Annotated in this window: 15 protein-coding genes and 1 tRNA gene; 4 read left to right on the forward strand and 12 right to left on the reverse strand. The window is 62.8% G+C overall.

Features of this window, described 5'->3' with window-relative positions; genetic code table 11:
- Nucleotides 1–67 precede the first annotated feature (67 nt).
- The 8 genes from NTA49_RS14475 to NTA49_RS14510 form a co-directional block, all read right to left on the reverse strand.
- Nucleotides 68–1213, reverse strand: coding sequence for a lytic murein transglycosylase (locus NTA49_RS14475; protein ID WP_258295512.1), 1146 nt, complete (start codon nucleotides 1211–1213; stop codon nucleotides 68–70).
- 121 nt (nucleotides 1214–1334) lie between these two features.
- The gene (locus tag NTA49_RS14480; protein ID WP_258295513.1) at nucleotides 1335–2483 is read right to left on the reverse strand and encodes an iron-containing alcohol dehydrogenase; all 1149 of its coding nucleotides are present in this window, start codon (nucleotides 2481–2483) and stop codon (nucleotides 1335–1337) included.
- 3 nt (nucleotides 2484–2486) lie between these two features.
- Nucleotides 2487–3857 carry an aldehyde dehydrogenase family protein gene (locus NTA49_RS14485; protein ID WP_258295514.1) on the reverse strand — a complete coding sequence of 457 codons (1371 nt, stop codon included), beginning with the start codon at nucleotides 3855–3857 and terminating at the stop codon, nucleotides 2487–2489.
- A gap of 2 nt (nucleotides 3858–3859) precedes the next feature.
- Nucleotides 3860–5224, reverse strand: coding sequence for a glutamine synthetase family protein (locus tag NTA49_RS14490; RefSeq protein ID WP_258295515.1), 1365 nt, complete (start codon nucleotides 5222–5224; stop codon nucleotides 3860–3862).
- Nucleotides 5225–5300: 76 nt separating this feature from the next.
- Nucleotides 5301–6332: a TRAP transporter substrate-binding protein gene (locus tag NTA49_RS14495; RefSeq protein WP_258295516.1), complete on the reverse strand. Its 1032-nt coding sequence runs from the start codon at nucleotides 6330–6332 to the stop codon at nucleotides 5301–5303.
- A gap of 43 nt (nucleotides 6333–6375) precedes the next feature.
- Nucleotides 6376–7701 (reverse strand): TRAP transporter large permease, encoded by a 1326-nt coding sequence (locus NTA49_RS14500; protein ID WP_258295517.1) that lies wholly within the window; start codon nucleotides 7699–7701, stop codon nucleotides 6376–6378.
- A complete protein-coding gene (locus NTA49_RS14505; protein WP_258295518.1) occupies nucleotides 7701–8270 on the reverse strand; it encodes a TRAP transporter small permease subunit in 570 nt (189 codons plus the stop codon). The genes NTA49_RS14500 and NTA49_RS14505 overlap by 1 nt, the downstream gene beginning before the upstream one ends.
- Nucleotides 8258–9028, reverse strand: a complete 771-nt coding sequence (locus NTA49_RS14510) for an N-formylglutamate amidohydrolase (protein WP_258295519.1) — start codon at nucleotides 9026–9028, stop codon at nucleotides 8258–8260. The genes NTA49_RS14505 and NTA49_RS14510 overlap by 13 nt, the downstream gene beginning before the upstream one ends.
- 121 nt (nucleotides 9029–9149) lie before the next feature.
- On the opposite strand from NTA49_RS14510, the gene NTA49_RS14515 reads away from it, so the two are divergent.
- From NTA49_RS14515 to NTA49_RS14525, 3 genes are all read left to right on the forward strand, one after another.
- Nucleotides 9150–10022 (forward strand): MurR/RpiR family transcriptional regulator, encoded by an 873-nt coding sequence (locus NTA49_RS14515; protein WP_258295520.1) that lies wholly within the window; start codon nucleotides 9150–9152, stop codon nucleotides 10020–10022.
- A gap of 71 nt (nucleotides 10023–10093) precedes the next feature.
- Nucleotides 10094–10876: an HAD-IIB family hydrolase gene (locus NTA49_RS14520; protein ID WP_258295521.1), complete on the forward strand. Its 783-nt coding sequence runs from the start codon at nucleotides 10094–10096 to the stop codon at nucleotides 10874–10876.
- A 15-nt stretch (nucleotides 10877–10891) separates the two neighbouring features.
- On the forward strand, nucleotides 10892–12115 hold the full coding sequence (locus NTA49_RS14525) for a glycosyltransferase family protein (RefSeq protein WP_258295522.1): 1224 nt from the start codon (nucleotides 10892–10894) through the stop codon (nucleotides 12113–12115).
- Nucleotides 12116–12127: 12 nt separating this feature from the next.
- On the opposite strand, the gene NTA49_RS14530 is transcribed toward NTA49_RS14525, so the two are convergent.
- The 3 genes from NTA49_RS14530 to NTA49_RS14540 all read right to left on the reverse strand — a co-directional run bounded on the left by NTA49_RS14530 (nucleotide 12128) and on the right by NTA49_RS14540 (nucleotide 14842).
- A complete protein-coding gene (locus NTA49_RS14530; RefSeq protein WP_258295523.1) occupies nucleotides 12128–12781 on the reverse strand; it encodes a rhomboid family intramembrane serine protease in 654 nt (217 codons plus the stop codon).
- Between the two features lie 67 nt (nucleotides 12782–12848).
- Nucleotides 12849–13586, reverse strand: a complete 738-nt coding sequence (locus NTA49_RS14535; RefSeq protein WP_258295524.1) for an SDR family NAD(P)-dependent oxidoreductase — start codon at nucleotides 13584–13586, stop codon at nucleotides 12849–12851.
- Between the two features lie 197 nt (nucleotides 13587–13783).
- Nucleotides 13784–14842 (reverse strand): coiled-coil domain-containing protein, encoded by a 1059-nt coding sequence (locus NTA49_RS14540; protein WP_258295525.1) that lies wholly within the window; start codon nucleotides 14840–14842, stop codon nucleotides 13784–13786.
- A gap of 170 nt (nucleotides 14843–15012) precedes the next feature.
- On the opposite strand from NTA49_RS14540, the gene NTA49_RS14545 reads away from it, so the two are divergent.
- A complete protein-coding gene (locus NTA49_RS14545) occupies nucleotides 15013–15405 on the forward strand; it encodes a DUF2177 family protein (protein ID WP_258295526.1) in 393 nt (130 codons plus the stop codon).
- A gap of 153 nt (nucleotides 15406–15558) precedes the next feature.
- Here NTA49_RS14545 and NTA49_RS14550 read toward each other — a convergent pair.
- Nucleotides 15559–15635, reverse strand: a tRNA-Met gene (locus NTA49_RS14550).
- Nucleotides 15636–15685 lie beyond the last annotated feature (50 nt).

Genomic DNA, 15685 nt, shown 5'->3' on the forward strand with positions numbered 1-15685 from the left:
GTGGGAAGTCAAGCCGCAGGGGCCGTCACACGGGGGAAATCCGCGTGACGGCAGCGTTTTGTCGGCCTCAGCCGAGCGAACGCAGCAATTCCTGCGAGGGCACGCCGGTGGCGGGCAGGCCCCGGCTGGATTGATAGGCGCTGATTGCGGCCTGGCTTTTGGGGCCCAGAACGCCGTCGGCCCCGTCGGTGTCAAAGCCTGCGGCAGTCAGCCTGCGTTGCAGGGCGACACGGTCATCCTTGGTCAGGCCATTGGCATCGGGCGGGAACGATCCGCGCAATGGCCCCGCGCCGCCGATCCGGTCGGCCAGATGGCCCACGCCGATCGCGTAGCTGTCGGAGTTGTTGTAGCGTTTGATCACGCCGAAATTCGACGTGACCGAAAAGCTGGGGCCGCCCGGTTGCGGGGTCAGCACGCTGCCCGCCGGTGCGCCGTTGCCGACCTCGCCACCCCAACGCACACCGCGTGTCCAGCCGTTGCGTTGCAGGTATGCCGCGGTCGAGGCCAGCGCATCGCTGGGATCGTCCGACCAGATGTCGCGGCGTCCGTCGCCGGTATAGTCCACCGCGAAGGCCTGATAGGATGTGGGGATGAACTGGGTGTGGCCCATCGCCCCGGCCCAGCTGCCGACCATGCGGCTTGCGGAAATATCCCCGCTCTGAACGATGTTCAGCGCCGCAATCAACTGCTTTTCAAAGAACGCGCCGCGCCGCCCGTCATAAGCCAGCGTCGATGTGGCCGAGACCACGGGCACGTCGCCCATCCGCTCGCCGTAGTAGCTTTCCAGACCCCAGATCGCGCAGATGATGGTGGCATTGACGCCGTATTGCGCCTCGAGCGCGTTCAGCGTGGCATTGTGACGTGCGAAGGCGGCACGTCCCTTGGTCACGCGTTCGTCCGATGCCGCGATGGCAAGGTAGTCTTCCAGCGTGCGGCTGAATTCGGTCTGGTTGCGGTCGCGTCGGACCACGCCGAGCAGATAGCCCGCGCCGCGAAATCCTGCATTCAATGTGGTCTGGGATATGCCCTGCGCACCCGCGCGGTCGCGGAAGGATGCGACCCACTGGCTCCAGCCCGCGTTCGGAACGGGGCGCAGGTCGTCGGGCAAGCCGCCCGAAGATGCCGCGGGAATACCCGGCATCGAAGAGCTGCACCCCGCAAGGCCCAAGCCCGCTGTCAGCCCGAGTGTGAAATTGCGTCTGGTGATGATCATTTTTATGCCCTGCCCAAGCTTGTTTGCGCGTCACCCTAAAGCAAAGGCGGGCACGCGCAATCATCCGCGCACTGGCCATCAGCCAGTACGCGGCGTTTTGCTTAAGGGCGCAGGGGTGCGTCTAGCCGATGATCTCCAGCAACAGCTTGCGCGTGTTCTCTTCCGTCATCTTGACCGGATTGCCGCCGGTGCTGGGGTCGATCATCGCGCCCGCGACGATACGGTCGACATCGGGGTTTTCGACGCCCAGACCCGCCAGCGTTTTCGGGATGCCCATCGACGCATTCAGATCGTCGACGAAGGCGCAGAACCCGTCGAACCCGCCGTCGATGTCCAGATACCGCGCGGCCTGCGCGATCTTGCCTTCGATCTCGGGGCGGTTGAATTGCAGCACGGCGGGCATGCAGACCGCGTTCGTGGTGCCGTGGTGGGTGTGGTAGATGGCGCCGATGGGATGCGACAGCGCGTGGATGGCGCCCAGACCCTTCTGGAATGCGGTGGCACCCATCGCGGCGGCGGACATCATCTGCGCGCGGGCTTCGATGTCGGTGCCATCCTTGAAGGCGCGCGGCAGATAATCCTTGACCAGACGCATCCCCTCCAGCGCCATGCCCTGGCTCATCGGATGGTAATGCGGCGAACAGAATGCCTCGACGCAATGGGCAAAGGCATCAAGACCCGTGCCCGCGGTGATGAACGGCGGCATGCCGACCGTCAGTTCGGGGTCGCAGATCACCACGCGCGGCAGGATCTTGGGGTGGAAGATGATCTTTTTCTCAGCCGTCTCGGAATTGGTGATGACCGACGCGCGGCCCACTTCCGAGCCCGTCCCTGCCGTGGTCGGCACCGCGATGATCGGCGCGATGGCGTCGGCGTCGGCGCGCGTCCACCAGTCGCCGATGTCTTCGAAATCCCAGATCGGGCGGCTTTGCCCGGCCAGAAACGCCACGACCTTGCCCAGATCAAGGCCCGAGCCGCCGCCGAATGCGATCACGCCGTCATGGCCGCCTTCGCGGTAGACCGCGACGCCCGCCTGCGCGTTGATCTCGTTGGGGTTCGGGTCCACGTCGGAAAACATCGCACGGCCCAGCCCGGCGCCGTCGATCAGGTCCAGCGTCTTGCGGGTGATGTCCATGTTCGCCAGCCCACGGTCGGTAATCAACAGCGGCTTGGTGATGCCTGCGGCGATACACGCCTCGGCAATCTCGGAGATGCGCCCCGCGCCAAAGCGGATTGCGGTGGGATAGGACCAGTTTGCAGTCAGCGTCATGGATCAGGCTTTCTTCAGGTGGTAGGATTTGGGGCGGGTCAGGTTGTGATAGCCGATGACCGACAGACCGCCGCCGCGCCCGGTGTCCTTGCAGCCCGTCCAGCACAGGGCCGGGTCAAGGTAATCGGCGCGGTTCATGAACACGGTGCCGGTTTCGATCTGGTCGGCGATGGCCTCGGCGCGGGCGGCGTCCCTGGTCCAGACGGCGGCGGTCAGCCCGTAATCGCTGTCGTTCATCAGGCGGATCGCTTCGACGTCATCCTTGACGGCCATGATGCCGACGACGGGGCCAAAGCTTTCCTCGCGCATCACGCGCATGTCGTGGGTCACGTTCGTAAGGATCTGCGGCATCAAGTACGCACCATTGTCCTGCGGAAAATCGGCGGGGTCGATGTGGGCCGTGGCACCGGCGGCAATCGCCTCGGCGGTCTGCTCGCGTACGGTTTCGGCAAAGCGGGCATGCGCCATCGGGCCGATGGTGGTTTCGGGGTCGAGCGGGTTGCCCAGACGGTAGCCTTTGACGATCTCGACCGCCTTGGCGACGAAATCATCGAACAGCGCCTCGGCCACGTAGATCCGTTCGATCCCGCAGCAGCATTGGCCCGAGTTGAACATCGCGCCGTCGATCAGCGTGTCGGCAGCCGCCTGCACGTCGGCGTCGTCGCAGACATAGCCGGGGTCCTTGCCGCCCAGTTCGAGCCCGACACCGGTGAAGGTTCCGGCAGCGGCAGTTTCGATCGCGCGGCCCCCGCCGACCGATCCGGTGAAGTTCACGAAGCCGAAGGATTTCGCGGCGATCAGGTCGGATGTGGTCTGATGGTCCAGAAACACGTTCTGGAACACGTCATCGGGGATACCTGCGGCGTGGAATGCCTGTGCCAGACGTTCACCGACCAGCGGCGTCTGGCTGGCGTGTTTCAGCATCACCGCGTTGCCTGCGATCAGCGCGGGAGCGACGGTGTTGATCGCCGTCATGTAGGGATAATTCCACGGAGCCACGACCAGCACGACGCCGTGCGGCACACGTTTGATCACGCGGCGAAACGTGTCGCTGTCCTCGATCACGATGTCGGCCAGCGCGTCCTGCGCGATCTCGGCCATATAGGTGGCACGTTCGTTGAAACCACCGAATTCTCCGCCATAGCGGATCGGACGGCCCATCTGGTGCGCCAGTTCCGGCACGATCTGGTCGTTCATCGCACCGATGCGCGCGACGCCGTCCTGAACCAGCGCGATACGCTCGGCCAGCGGGCGCGCGGCCCATGCGGATTGCGCAGCACGGGCACGGTCAACGGCAGCCGTGGCGTCGGATGCGCCCAGCGGCGTACGCTCGGCATAGACCGATCCGTCGATCGGCGAAATACAGGTAATCATGGTCAGGCCCTTTCAAATCCGCGCGCGATTTCCCAATCGGTCACGACGCGGTCAAATTCTTCCTGCTCCCATTCGGCGCAACGGGTGTAATGGTCAATCACATCCTCCCCGAAGGCGTCCCGAAGGAAAGCGGATTTCCGCAATGTCTCGGTCGCCGCCCGCAGGGTCTGCGGAATATCGGCGGCCTTGGCGTCTTCGTAGACGTCACCGCGGGTGGGCGGCGACAGTTCCATCTTGTCCTCGATGCCCTTGATCCCGGCGGCCAGCATCGCGGCCTGCGCGAGATAGGGGTTCAGGTCGGACCCGCCGATGCGGCATTCGACCCGCACGCCCTTGGTGTCGGCACCGCACAGACGGAAGCCCGCCGTGCGGTTGTCGATGGACCAGACGGTCTTGGTGGGGGCAAAGGTGCCCTTGGCGAAGCGTTTGTAGCTGTTCACGTAAGGCGCCAGGAAGAACGTATAGTCGGGCGCATGGGCGATCAGGCCGGCCATGTAGTTTTTCATCAGATCGGACATGCCCAGATCGGCGTCCTTGTCGAAGAATGCGGGCGTGTCGCCCTGCCACAGGGATTGGTGCACGTGGCTGGAACTGCCGACGCGGTCCTTGTGCCATTTGGGCAGGAACGACGCCGCGCGTCCGTTCTGCCAGGCGATTTCCTTGATCGCGTGTTTCGCGATGCTGTGATGATCGGCGCAGTCCAGCGCGGGGGCGTAGCGGATGTTCAGCTCTTCCTGCCCGGCCTCGGCCTCGCCCTTCGAATTCTCGATGGGCAGTCCGGCGGCAAAGAGATGGTTGCGGATGGGGCGCATCACGCCCTCTTCCTTGGTGGTCTGGAAGATGTGGTAATCTTCGTTATAGCCGCTGATCGGGGTCAGATCACGAAAGCCGCTGGCGCGGATTTCATCCAGGGATTTGTCGAACAGGAAAAATTCCAGCTCGGTCGCCATCATCGCGTCGAACCCCAGATCCTTCAGCCGCGCCACCTGCTTTTTCAGGATCGCGCGCGGATCGTGCGGCACCGGGGCGTGGGTGTGGTGGTCAAGCATGTCGCAAAGCACCAATGCGGTGCCCTCGAGCCACGGCACGGTGCGCAGCGTCGACAGATCGGGGGCCATGACATAGTCGCCATAGCCCTTTTCCCAACTGGTCGAGGCATAGCCCGAGGGTGTCGCCATCTCCAGGTCGGTTGCCAGCAGATAATTACAGCAATGGGTTTCCTTGAACGAGGTTTCCACGAAGTTGACTGCATGAAACCGTTTGCCCATCAAACGGCCCTGCATGTCGACGAAACAGGCCAGCACGGTGTCGATGCTGCCGTCTGTGACGCGGGATTTCAGGTCATCAAAGCTGAGGTTGCCGGGCATGTCGGTATCCTGTGGTTAGAGGGCGTGACACGGGCGACCCGATGGGGCCGCCCGCGTGCATCTGGTTGTCGGTGGTTCAGCCGTAGCGGTAGGGGCGTCCCGCCTTGACCATGTCGGCGTTGTACTTCTTGAAGATGTCGACGACCCGGCGTTTTACGTCCGATTCAGCCGCGATCTCTTCCCAGAACTCCTGGGCCGCTGCTTCGACGGTGTCCCATTCCGCATCGGGGATGGTGGTCAGTTGCAGCTTGTCGCCGTTGACGCGCAGGTTGGCTTCGCCGCCCCAGTACCACCACTGGCGGTAATAATGCGACTGGTCACAGCACACGCGGAACAGCGTTTGCAGATCTTCGGGCAGTTCGTTCCAACGCTCCATGTTGGCAAAGAACGATCCGGCCCACGCGCCCGAGATGTTGTTGGTGAGGAAGTAGTTGGTCACATCGGCCCAGCCGACGGTGTAGTCTTCGGTGATGCCCGACCACGCGATGCCGTCCAGCTCGCCGGTTTGCACGGCGACTTCGATGTCTTCCCATGGCAGGTTGACCGGAACCACGCCGAAACGTGTCAGGAACCGGCCCGCCGTGGGGAAGGTGAAGATGCGTTTGCCTTCCAGGTCGGCCAGGCTGTTGATCGGGTCCTTGGTGGCGAAATGGCAGGGGTCCCAGGCACCGGCGCTGATGTGTTTGACGCCGACCTTGGAATATTCCTCGTCCCAGATTTCGTTCAGGCCGTACTGGTTGAACAGCACCGGCACATCCAGAGAATAGCGCGAGCCGAAGGGGAAATAGCCGCCAAAGACGGTGACTTCGGTGGGCGATGCCATGCTGTCGTCATCCGATTGCACCGCGTCGATGGTGCCGCGCTGCATCGCCTGGAACAGCTCGCCCGTGGGGACCAGCTGGTCGGCATAGAACAGTTCGATCTGCATGCGGTCGCCTGCGATCTGGTTGAACATCTTGATCGCGGGGTCGATCACCTCGGCGGCCAGTGCGGCACCCGCATAGGTCTGCATCCGCCATGTGATCGTCGATTGCGCCAGCGCGGGCGTCGCCAGGGCGGCGGGGCCGGCAACGGCTGCACCCTGAATGAACTTGCGTCGTGTCGTCATGTTTTCTCTCCTTGTGGGGTTAAGCCGGTTAGCCGGTTCTTGATTATTTGTCGTAGACGTAATTGGGCAGCCAGGTGGCCAGTTCGGGGAAGACCATGACAAGGGTCAGCGCCAGAACCATGACGGCCACGAAGGGCGTGATCGAGCTGTAGATGTCGCGCAGGGTGATTTCGGGCGGGGCCATCGCGCGCATCAAGAACAGGTTATAGCCAAACGGCGGCGTCATATAGGCAATCTGCGTGGTGATCGTGTAAAGGATACCGTACCAGATCAGATCAAAGCCCAGCGCGCCCACCAGCGGCACATAGAGCGGGGCGACGATCACCAGCATCGCAGTGTCGTCCAGGAACGTGCCCATGACGATAAAGCTGAGCTGCATCAGGATCAGGATCATCCAGGGGCTGAGGTTCAGACGGTCGGTGAACAGATCCTCGATCGCCTTGACCGCGCCCAGCCCGTCGAACACCGCGCCAAAGGCGAGTGCCGCCAGGATGATCCACATGAACATGCAGGTGATGCCCAGCGTCTTGCGCACCGAGTTCTCGAAGACTTCGCGGGTCATCCGCCCCTTGAGCACCGCCGCGACAAAGGCCGCAATCGCGCCAATGGCCGAGCTTTCCACCAGCGACGTCCAGCCCTTGACGAAGGGGAACATCATCACCGCGAAGATCACCAGCGGCAAGAGGCCCGCGCGCAGCAACCGCAGCTTTTCACGGCGCGGCATGTCGCGTTCTTCGGCGCTGAGCACCGGACCGAGGGCGGGGTTCAGTCGGCAGCGGATGGCGATATAGGCGATAAACATCGCGGCCATCATCAGCCCCGGCACCACGCCCGCCAGCCACAGCTGGCCCACCGGCTGCCGCGCGATCATCGCATAAAGCACCAGCACCACCGAGGGCGGCACCAGGATGCCCAGGGATGACCCCGCCTGCACCACGCCGGTGACCATCCGTTTGTCATATCCCCGCTTCAGCAGTTCGGGCAGCGCGATGGTGGCCCCGATGGCCATGCCCGCCACGCTGAGACCGTTCATCGCGGAAATCAGCACCATCAGACCGATGGTCCCGATCGCCAGCCCGCCGCGCAAGCCCCCCATCCAGACGTGGAACATCTTGTACAGGTCATCCGCGATCTTCGATTCCGACAGCACGTAGCCCATGAAGATGAACATCGGCAGCGTCAGCAGCGGATACCATTTCATCAGCTTCATCGCGGCGGAAAAACCGAGGTCATAGCCGCCCTTGTCCCCCCACAGCAGCAGGGCCGCAACGACGGCGACAAACCCGATGGCCCCGAACACGCGCTGGCCGGTCATCAGCATCAGCATCATCGTCGAGAACATCAGCGTGGCGATCAATTCATATGACATCAGATCGTCTGGCCCTTCAGCCGCAGCACATCTTTGCAAAACTCGGAGAGGCACTGCAAAAGCATCAGGAAAAAGCCCACCAGCATCACCAGCTTGACGGGCCACATGTAAGGTCGCCATGCGGACGACGATTGCTCCAACCGGCCGATTTCCTCGGTGCCGGTGACGACGCCGAACAGATAGCTGATCGGTTCAGTCTTCCAGTAGCCCAGCGAATAGGCGGTGGAACTGATCGCGCCATAAATCAGCACCGACAGGTAGAAGATCAGCAGCAGGACGGTGAACAGATCGACCCTGGCCTTCTTGCGGTCGGACCAGCCGCCATAGAGCAGGTCCATGCGCACGTGATCGCCCATCTGCATCGAGTATGGACCGCCCAGGACGTAGTAGCCGACCATGATGAACTGCGCCATTTCCAGCGTCCAGAGCGTGGGCAGGAAGAACGTCTTGCTGATCGACGACCACAACAACACGCCCATCAGGACGAATATTCCGTACATCACGATCCGGCCAAGCCGGTAATTCACCGCATCGACGCCGTGGATAAAGCCGCGCATCACGCCCTGCATCTGACACCCTCCGCGTTCAGTTGGGCACAGGCATCGGCCAGCCATTCGGACAGCATGTCACCGATCTGCGCCTGCTGCGCTTCGGTCTGGATCAGGTCGTTGCGCACTTCGATCATGACGCTGGGGTGGCCGTGGGCGACACCGTGAACCTGCAAGGTGTGGGTGACCCCGTCGCCGGGACCATAGGGCGCGTTGCGCTGCACGTCGGCCTGCGTGTGGGCGGCGCCCCTGTCCAGCATCGCATCGGCCAGCCGGGTGTCGGTGTCGTGCAGAATGCCGATCTCGACCGCGCGCGGCGCGCCGTTGTAGACGGGTGTGAAACTGTGGATCGTGACCAGAACCGGCGCGGGTTTGGACGCCATCACCTGCGCCAGCATATCGCGGAACGGCGCGTAATAGGCGGCGACACGTGCCGCACGGGCATCCACGCTCAGGTCCGCATTGCCGGGAATGTCGAAAATCTCGCTTTTGACCGGCATCGCTCCTGCGGCTTCGGGCGGGCGGTTGCAGTCGTAGACCAGACGCGACACGCCGCTTGCCACCAATGTGGCATCCAGCCGGTCGGACATGCGCACAGCGACACCCAGCGCGCCGGGGTCCCATGCGGCATGGCTGACCTTGGCCGCGTCGGACAGGCCAAGGCCCTGCAACGCATCGGGGATGAAACAGGACGCATGTTCACAGACCAGCACGACGGGCGACGCACCGTCCGCATTGATCGTCTGTGCAACCGCCATCTGTGTTTCGCGCGCAGTCATCCTGTCACCCCCGTAGACACAAAGTGCTTGCCACCGCCGCGTTCTGTCAACAGAATTGTGAAAAATAACCAACAGCCGCCTTGGGTGTGAAATTTTTTCGATCAAAGAGGAGGCGCCGCCCGTGTCGTCAGATACGCTTACGATTTCGGACCGCATCCAGCAAAAGCTGGACGATCTGACCCGCGCCGAGCGTCAGCTGGCCCATTCGATCCTGGAAAACTACCCGATCTCGGGGTTGGGCCCGCTGACCGAACTGGCGCTGGATGCCAATGTATCGGGGCCGACCGTCGCGCGGATGGTGCAAAAGCTGGGGTTCAGGGGCTATGCCGAGTTTCAGGCCGAACTGCGCGAAGAGCTGCGCGCCAAGGTCAAGGGTCCCATCGCCAAGCATGACACCTGGGCCGACAGCGCCCCGTCGGGGCATATCCTGAACACGTTCACCGATGCGGTGATCGACAACATCCGCCACACGCTGGGCCAGATCGACCCCAAAGCCTTTGACACCGCGTGCGAACTGGTCGGCAACCCCGCGCATCATCTCTATATCGTCGGGGGTCGGGTCACGCACACGCTGGCCGAATATCTGTTCCTGCACATGCAAGTGATCCGCCCGAACATCACCCATGTGCAGTCTACCTCGAACGCATGGCCGCATTATCTGCTGGACGTGAAACAAGGCGATGTCTTTGTCATCTTCGACGTGCGCCGCTATGAAAACAACACGCTGAAGCTGGCGGAAATGGCCCATGCGCAGGGGGCGAGGATCATCCTGTTTACCGATCAATGGCGCTCTCCGGTGCATCAGTTGGCCGACGTCAGCTTTAGCAGCCGAATCGAGGTGCCCTCGGCCTGGGACAGCGCCGCGACGACGCTGCTGCTGGTTGAGACGATGGTGTCGGCGGTGCAGAACCTGCGTTGGACCGACACCAAGGGCCGGATGGAAGAGCTGGAGGCGATGTTCGACCAGACCAAGCTGTTCCGCAAGTTTACCTGATTGCCCGAAAAACAGGCAACCGTGCCGCCACGGCTTGCGGCCCTGACATTCAGCCCGCAAACTGACCGCAAATGCCGCAAATTCTTCCTCTGCTCGTCTTCAGCGATCTTGATGGCACATTGATATCGCACGAGACCTATCGCTGGGACGCCGCCCGCCCCGCGCTGGACCGCCTGCGTGACATCGGTGCGGGCGTGGTGCTGGCCAGCAGCAAGACCGCGCCTGAAATCATCGGGTTACGGCGCGACATGGGGCTGGAGGATTGGCCCGCAATCGTGGAAAACGGGGCCGGAGTGCTGGACGCGCAGGCCACCGACGTGCCACCGGACACCGATTACAAACGCTTGCGCATGGCGCTGAACCAACTGCCCCGCGCCTCGCGCGCATCCTTCCAAGGGTTCGGCGACATGAGCGTGGAACACGTCGCCGACGCCACCGGGCTGTCACTGGCCGACGCCCGCAACGCGCAGACCCGCGCGTTTTCAGAGCCGGGGTTGTGGCAGGGCACCCAGACGGGACGGATGGAATTCATGGCGCACCTGGCAGAGCATGGCATCAGCGCGCGCGAAGGGGGCCGTTTTCTGACCCTGTCGTTCGGGCAGACCAAGGCCGACCGCATGGCCGAGATCATCGCGACCTATCGGCCCCGCGTCACCCTCGCGCTTGGCGATGCGCCCAACGACGTCGAGATGCTGGAAACGGCAGATCACGGCGTCATCGTCGCCAACCCGCACCGCGCGCCCCTGCCCCCGCTGCCCGCCGAAGCGATGGGCCGCATCACGCGCACCACATTGCCCGGGCCCGAAGGCTGGAACCGCGCAGTGCTCGAGTTTATCAACCAGTTGAATATTTGAACAAGGACGCCGCCCATGACAGACTTTCACCAGAACGGAAATGTGGCGACCCTGCACAACCTGCGCACGCGTTCGCTCCCTGAAATGACCTACGAGCTGGAAACCTTCGCCCAGTCGCGCAAGATTTCCCTGATCCTGCCCTGTCTCTATTCCGAGCTGGAAACCGACGCGATGCCGCGCATCCTGGACGAGCTTTCCAAGGTCACCTATCTGCACCGCATCATCATCGGTCTGGACCGCGCCGACGAAGCGCAGTTTCGTCACGCCCAGCAGTTTTTCGAGGGGCTGAACCAGAACCACATCGTGATCTGGAACGACAGCCCGCGGATGCGGGAACTGGGGGGGCGGCTGGAGGCGCTGGGGCTGGCCCCGATGGAGCAGGGCAAGGGCAAGAATGTCTGGTCATCGCTGGGCTATCTGATCGGCTGCGAGGACAGTTCGGTGATGGCGATCCATGATTGCGACATCGTCACCTATACCAACGAGATGCTGGCGCGGCTGGTCTATCCGGTGGCGAACCCGAATTTTCCCTATCAGGTGGCCAAGGGGTTCTATTCGCGCGTCGGTCAGGGAAAGCTGAACGGACGGGTGACGCGCCTGCTGGTCAGTCCGCTGCTGATCGCGTTGAAAAAGGTGGTCGGCGACCGCGACTTTCTGGATTACCTGCGCAGCTTTCGCTATCCGCTGTCCGGTGAATTTGCCATGCGCACCAGCATCTTGCCCGATCTGCGTATCCCGTCAGATTGGGGTCTGGAAATCGGTGTGCTGTCCGAAGCCTGGCGCAATCTGGCCCCGAAGGCGGTCTGCCAGGTCGAGATTGCCGACAACTACGACCACAAGCATCAGGACCTGAGCCCCGAGGACGCCAGTGCCGGGCTTAGCCGGATGTCGACCGACATCTGCAAGGCGATCTTTCGCAAGCTGGCGGCGGATGGCACCGTGCTTACGCCCAACGTGTTCCGCACGCTCAAGGCGACCTACTACCGCTGCGCGCTGGACCTGCTGGAGGCGTACTATGCCGACGCCGTGATGAACGGGCTGACCATCGACCGGCACAAGGAAGAACAGGCGATCGAGCTTTTTGCCGAAAACATCATGCGCGCGGGTCAGACGTTTCTGGAAAACCCGCACGAGACGCCATTCATTCCGACGTGGAACCGCATTCATTCCGCCGATGCCAGCTTTCTGGCGGATCTGCGCGCGGCAGCCATCGCGGATGAACAGGAGTTTTCAGGGTGATCCTGGCGGCGCTCAGACCCGCGCAAAGCTCTGCGCGGCAAGCCACCCTGCGATCCAGCCGCCCAGGTGCGCCTCCCAGGCGAGGCCGCCCGACAGCATCATGAACAGAACCACGTTGACCAGTGCCAGCCCGAGCACCCCCATGACGACAGGCCGCACCGGCAGACCGCGCCGCCGCCGCAACCGGTATTCCATCACCTGCCAAAGTCCGATCAGGCCAAAGACAGCGCCAGACGCCCCGATCATCGGTGCGCCGCTTGACGACAGCAGCCCGAAACACGCGGCTCCGCCGACAGCCGCCGCAAACAGCACCGCCAGCGTCCTGGCCGCGCCGATCTGGGCCGACACGAATTTACCCAGCGAGAGCAGGATGACGCCGTTCATCACAAGGTGCAAAATCCCGCCGTGCAGGAACGCATAGGTGACGAACATCAGCACGGGCTGCCCCGGATAGGCCGGCATCACGCCACCGGACAGCAGCGGTTGCCAGAACGCACCAAGCAGGAAGGCGGGCCACCGCAGGTCTTGCGTTCCGAACAGACCGGAAGACGACAGGCTGAGCACCAGTTCGATCAGCGCCATGATGCCCACAAGGGCCCACATGAAACCGGGCGCGCCTGCCTGCGATTGCCGTGTCCCGGCGTCGTTTGTAAATGGATTGCTCATCCGTGCCAGATAGTCATTGCGCGCGTGCAGGCCAAGGCGGTGCGCGATTTTCCGACGGCACACCCGCTCAGATCGAGCCTGCCTCCACCATGTAGTTGGATGCGGTGCACATCGCGGCGTCGTCAGAGGCCAGAAACAGCACCATCCGCGCGACATAGATCGGTTCGATCAGGTCCGGCAGACACTGGCGCGCGCGGTGCGCCTCCAGCGCCTCGGGCGTGGCCCACAGCTCTTTCTGCCGGTCGGTCATGATCCAGCCCGGCACAACCGTGTTCACGCGGATGCGATGCCCGCCCAATTCGCGCGCCATGGTCCGGGTCAGCCCGTGCACCGCCGATTTGGCGGTGGCATAGGCGGGGAACCCGGCCCCCGCCTCCCACCAGGAATTCGAGCCGAGATTGACGATTGATCCACCATCGGCCGCGATCATGCCGGGTGCAACTGCCTGAATCGCAAAGAACATATGGCGCAGGTTCGTGGCCATCCGTTCATCCCAATACTCTGCCGTGACCTCTTTCCAGTCGTGGCGATCATCGCGCGCGGCGTTGTTCACCAGAACGTCGAAGGTGCCCAGCGTCGCGATGGCGTCTTGCAATGCATCGACGTCACGCAGATCGCACAGCGCAAACCGCGCGCCTGTGGCTTCTGCCACGCGGGTCGATGCGGCCTCGTCCCGGTCCAGAAACGCGACGTCAGCCCCCTGTTCGGCAAAGGCACCGACGGTCAACGCCCCGATGCCCGACGCACCGCCCGTGACCAGAACCTTCCTGCCCTTCAGGCTGGGGTAGAGTGCGAAATGCGACATGGGCGGCCTCCGTTCGGGGTGTTGTGATATGCGGGTCAGAGCCCCGCAATTCGCCCGATACCACGTAGAACGCCCAAGTGACACTGCCTGTATCGAAAGGTCAGTGCCACCGGGCTACGCCACACTTCGGTCAGTCGCGGTTTGATGCCCCTGTCCCTGTCCGCGCAAATCGCTACGGACAGGGATGGGCACGAAGATCAATTGTCGGTTTGCGCCGCTGGCTGGGTCTCTTCTTCCTCGGCAGGCTGCGCATCGTTCTGCGCGTCACTCTGATCATTCTGCGCGTTAGTCTCATCATTCTGCGCCTCAGTTTGATCGTTCTGCGCGTCAGTCTGATCGGCAGCAGGCTCTGCTGCGCCAGATTGCGCGGCTGCGGCGCCCTGCGGGGAAGCCGATGCGCCGCTTGCCGTCTCACCGGACCGGGCCGCAGCGATCCCCTGCTCGATCTCCAGCAACACGTTCGAGCGGTCCTCGAGATTGGCCGTCAACTGGGTCAGGATGCTCTGCAACTCTGCGCGTTGTTCCTGTGCAGACTGCACGTCCTGGGTGAACTGCTCCCGGCGCTGCGACAGATCCGCAACTTCGGTCGCAAGCATCTGCTTGCGCGATTGCATCTGGGCCAACTCGCTCTCGGCTGTGGCGACCTGCTGGCTCAGGCTGTTGCGCTGATCTGTCAGGTCCTGAACGCTGGTTTCCGCACTGGCCAGTTCTTCGGACAGCCGCGCATTGTCATCTGTGAGGCTCGCAAGCGTTTCGCGCAGCGTCGCCTCGGTGGCGCGTGCCTCGGTCAGGCGGGTTTCCACATCGCTCAGTTCCTGGGTCTGCGAGGTGATCTGCTCGTCAAGCTGTTGGCGGCGCTCCTCGAAGGTCGCCATTTCCTCGCGCAAAGGCGCAACCTGGCTTTCAAGATCCGAAACGGTCTGCTGCTGCGCCGTCACGTCCTGATCAAGCTCGGTCTGCTCTTGGCGCAATGCTTCGACCTGCGGCTGCAAGGTCTCGATCTCGGACTGCACAGAGGTGCGGCTGGCCTCGAGGTCTTCACTCTCGACGGTCAGTGTCTCGATCCGCGTCTGCAGCGCATCCGCCGTGCCAACGGCCTGTTCCTGCGCCTCGATCTGTCCCTGCAGACGTTCGATTGTCGCAATATTGCGCGACCCGTCCGCAATGAAATAGATCGCGGCGATCCACCCGACTGCGGCCAATACCGCAAGGATGACCAACGGTTTGCGCGATGAACCTGATGATGAAGCTGCCATTTGGACTATTCCCCCGTTCCGAAACATGTGTGAATGAACTCTGCGTTCAACGCGCCGAAGTGGGGACCGGTTCCCAAGAACGCGCCAAGACAGATGGTCGGACACCTTCGATTTGACCCCCATCAATTCGCGCTACCTCACTCTGGAACACGCCAAAAGGAGCGCACACCATGATGCTATACGTCGTCACTGCCGTCATCTTTCTTGCGATTGACGCTGTAATGCTGACCCTGGTGATGAAGCCGCTCTTTACCCGGCATCTGGGAAGCGCGATGCGCGACAGTCCGATGCTGGCGCCTGCGGGGCTGTTCTACCTGGCCTATGTCGCGGGCCTGGTCTTTCTGGTCTCGGTGCCCGCCCTGCGCGACGCGGTCCCCGCCCGCGCCGCACTGCACGGCGCCATCATCGGTGCTATGGCCTACGGCACCTACGAATTCACCTCAATGTCGATCATGAAGGACTGGTCCTGGCAGATGGTCATCACCGACGCGCTCTGGGGCACCGTCCTGACAGGGTTCTGCGCCTGGGCCGGTGTCGCGTTGATGCTGCGCTTTCAGGGCTGAGGCGACACTTGGCGTTCGAGCGGCGGGTCGCATCGGCCGGCGTTCTGGGAGGTACGTCGGGGTTGGTCCGGAGGCTTACGGAGCGTATGTTGCTCGAACGCAAGACGCCCCGCGTGTGCGGGGTGTAAGGTCTTGATCGTGTTTTGGAAAGTTTGGTTGCGGGAGTAGGATTTGAACCTACGACCTTCAGGTTATGAGCCTGACGAGCTACCGGGCTGCTCCATCCCGCGCCAGATGGTGTTTGATGTTATCGTTTAGAGAGATACGTGTTTTGCAGAGG

The sequence above is a fragment of the Pseudosulfitobacter koreensis genome, assembly GCF_024733015.1.
GTDB classification, from domain to species: Bacteria; Pseudomonadota; Alphaproteobacteria; order Rhodobacterales; family Rhodobacteraceae; genus Pseudosulfitobacter; species Pseudosulfitobacter koreensis.

Bases quoted from the DNA above. Each gene is read 5' to 3' on its own strand.
- NTA49_RS14475 (WP_258295512.1), bottom strand. From the start codon at position 1,213: ATGATCATCACCAGACGCAATTTCACACTCGGGCTGACAGCGGGCTTG.
- NTA49_RS14480 (WP_258295513.1), bottom strand. From the start codon at position 2,483: ATGACGCTGACTGCAAACTGGTCCTATCCCACCGCAATCCGCTTTGGC.
- NTA49_RS14485 (WP_258295514.1), bottom strand. From the start codon at position 3,857: ATGATTACCTGTATTTCGCCGATCGACGGATCGGTCTATGCCGAGCGT.
- NTA49_RS14490 (WP_258295515.1), bottom strand. From the start codon at position 5,224: ATGCCCGGCAACCTCAGCTTTGATGACCTGAAATCCCGCGTCACAGAC.
- NTA49_RS14495 (WP_258295516.1), bottom strand. From the start codon at position 6,332: ATGACGACACGACGCAAGTTCATTCAGGGTGCAGCCGTTGCCGGCCCC.
- NTA49_RS14500 (WP_258295517.1), bottom strand. From the start codon at position 7,701: ATGTCATATGAATTGATCGCCACGCTGATGTTCTCGACGATGATGCTG.
- NTA49_RS14505 (WP_258295518.1), bottom strand. From the start codon at position 8,270: ATGCAGGGCGTGATGCGCGGCTTTATCCACGGCGTCGATGCGGTGAAT.
- NTA49_RS14510 (WP_258295519.1), bottom strand. From the start codon at position 9,028: ATGACTGCGCGCGAAACACAGATGGCGGTTGCACAGACGATCAATGCG.
- NTA49_RS14520 (WP_258295521.1), top strand. From the start codon at position 10,094: ATGCCGCAAATTCTTCCTCTGCTCGTCTTCAGCGATCTTGATGGCACA.
- NTA49_RS14525 (WP_258295522.1), top strand. From the start codon at position 10,892: ATGACAGACTTTCACCAGAACGGAAATGTGGCGACCCTGCACAACCTG.
- NTA49_RS14530 (WP_258295523.1), bottom strand. From the start codon at position 12,781: ATGAGCAATCCATTTACAAACGACGCCGGGACACGGCAATCGCAGGCA.
- NTA49_RS14535 (WP_258295524.1), bottom strand. From the start codon at position 13,586: ATGTCGCATTTCGCACTCTACCCCAGCCTGAAGGGCAGGAAGGTTCTG.
- NTA49_RS14540 (WP_258295525.1), bottom strand. From the start codon at position 14,842: ATGGCAGCTTCATCATCAGGTTCATCGCGCAAACCGTTGGTCATCCTT.
- NTA49_RS14545 (WP_258295526.1), top strand. From the start codon at position 15,013: ATGATGCTATACGTCGTCACTGCCGTCATCTTTCTTGCGATTGACGCT.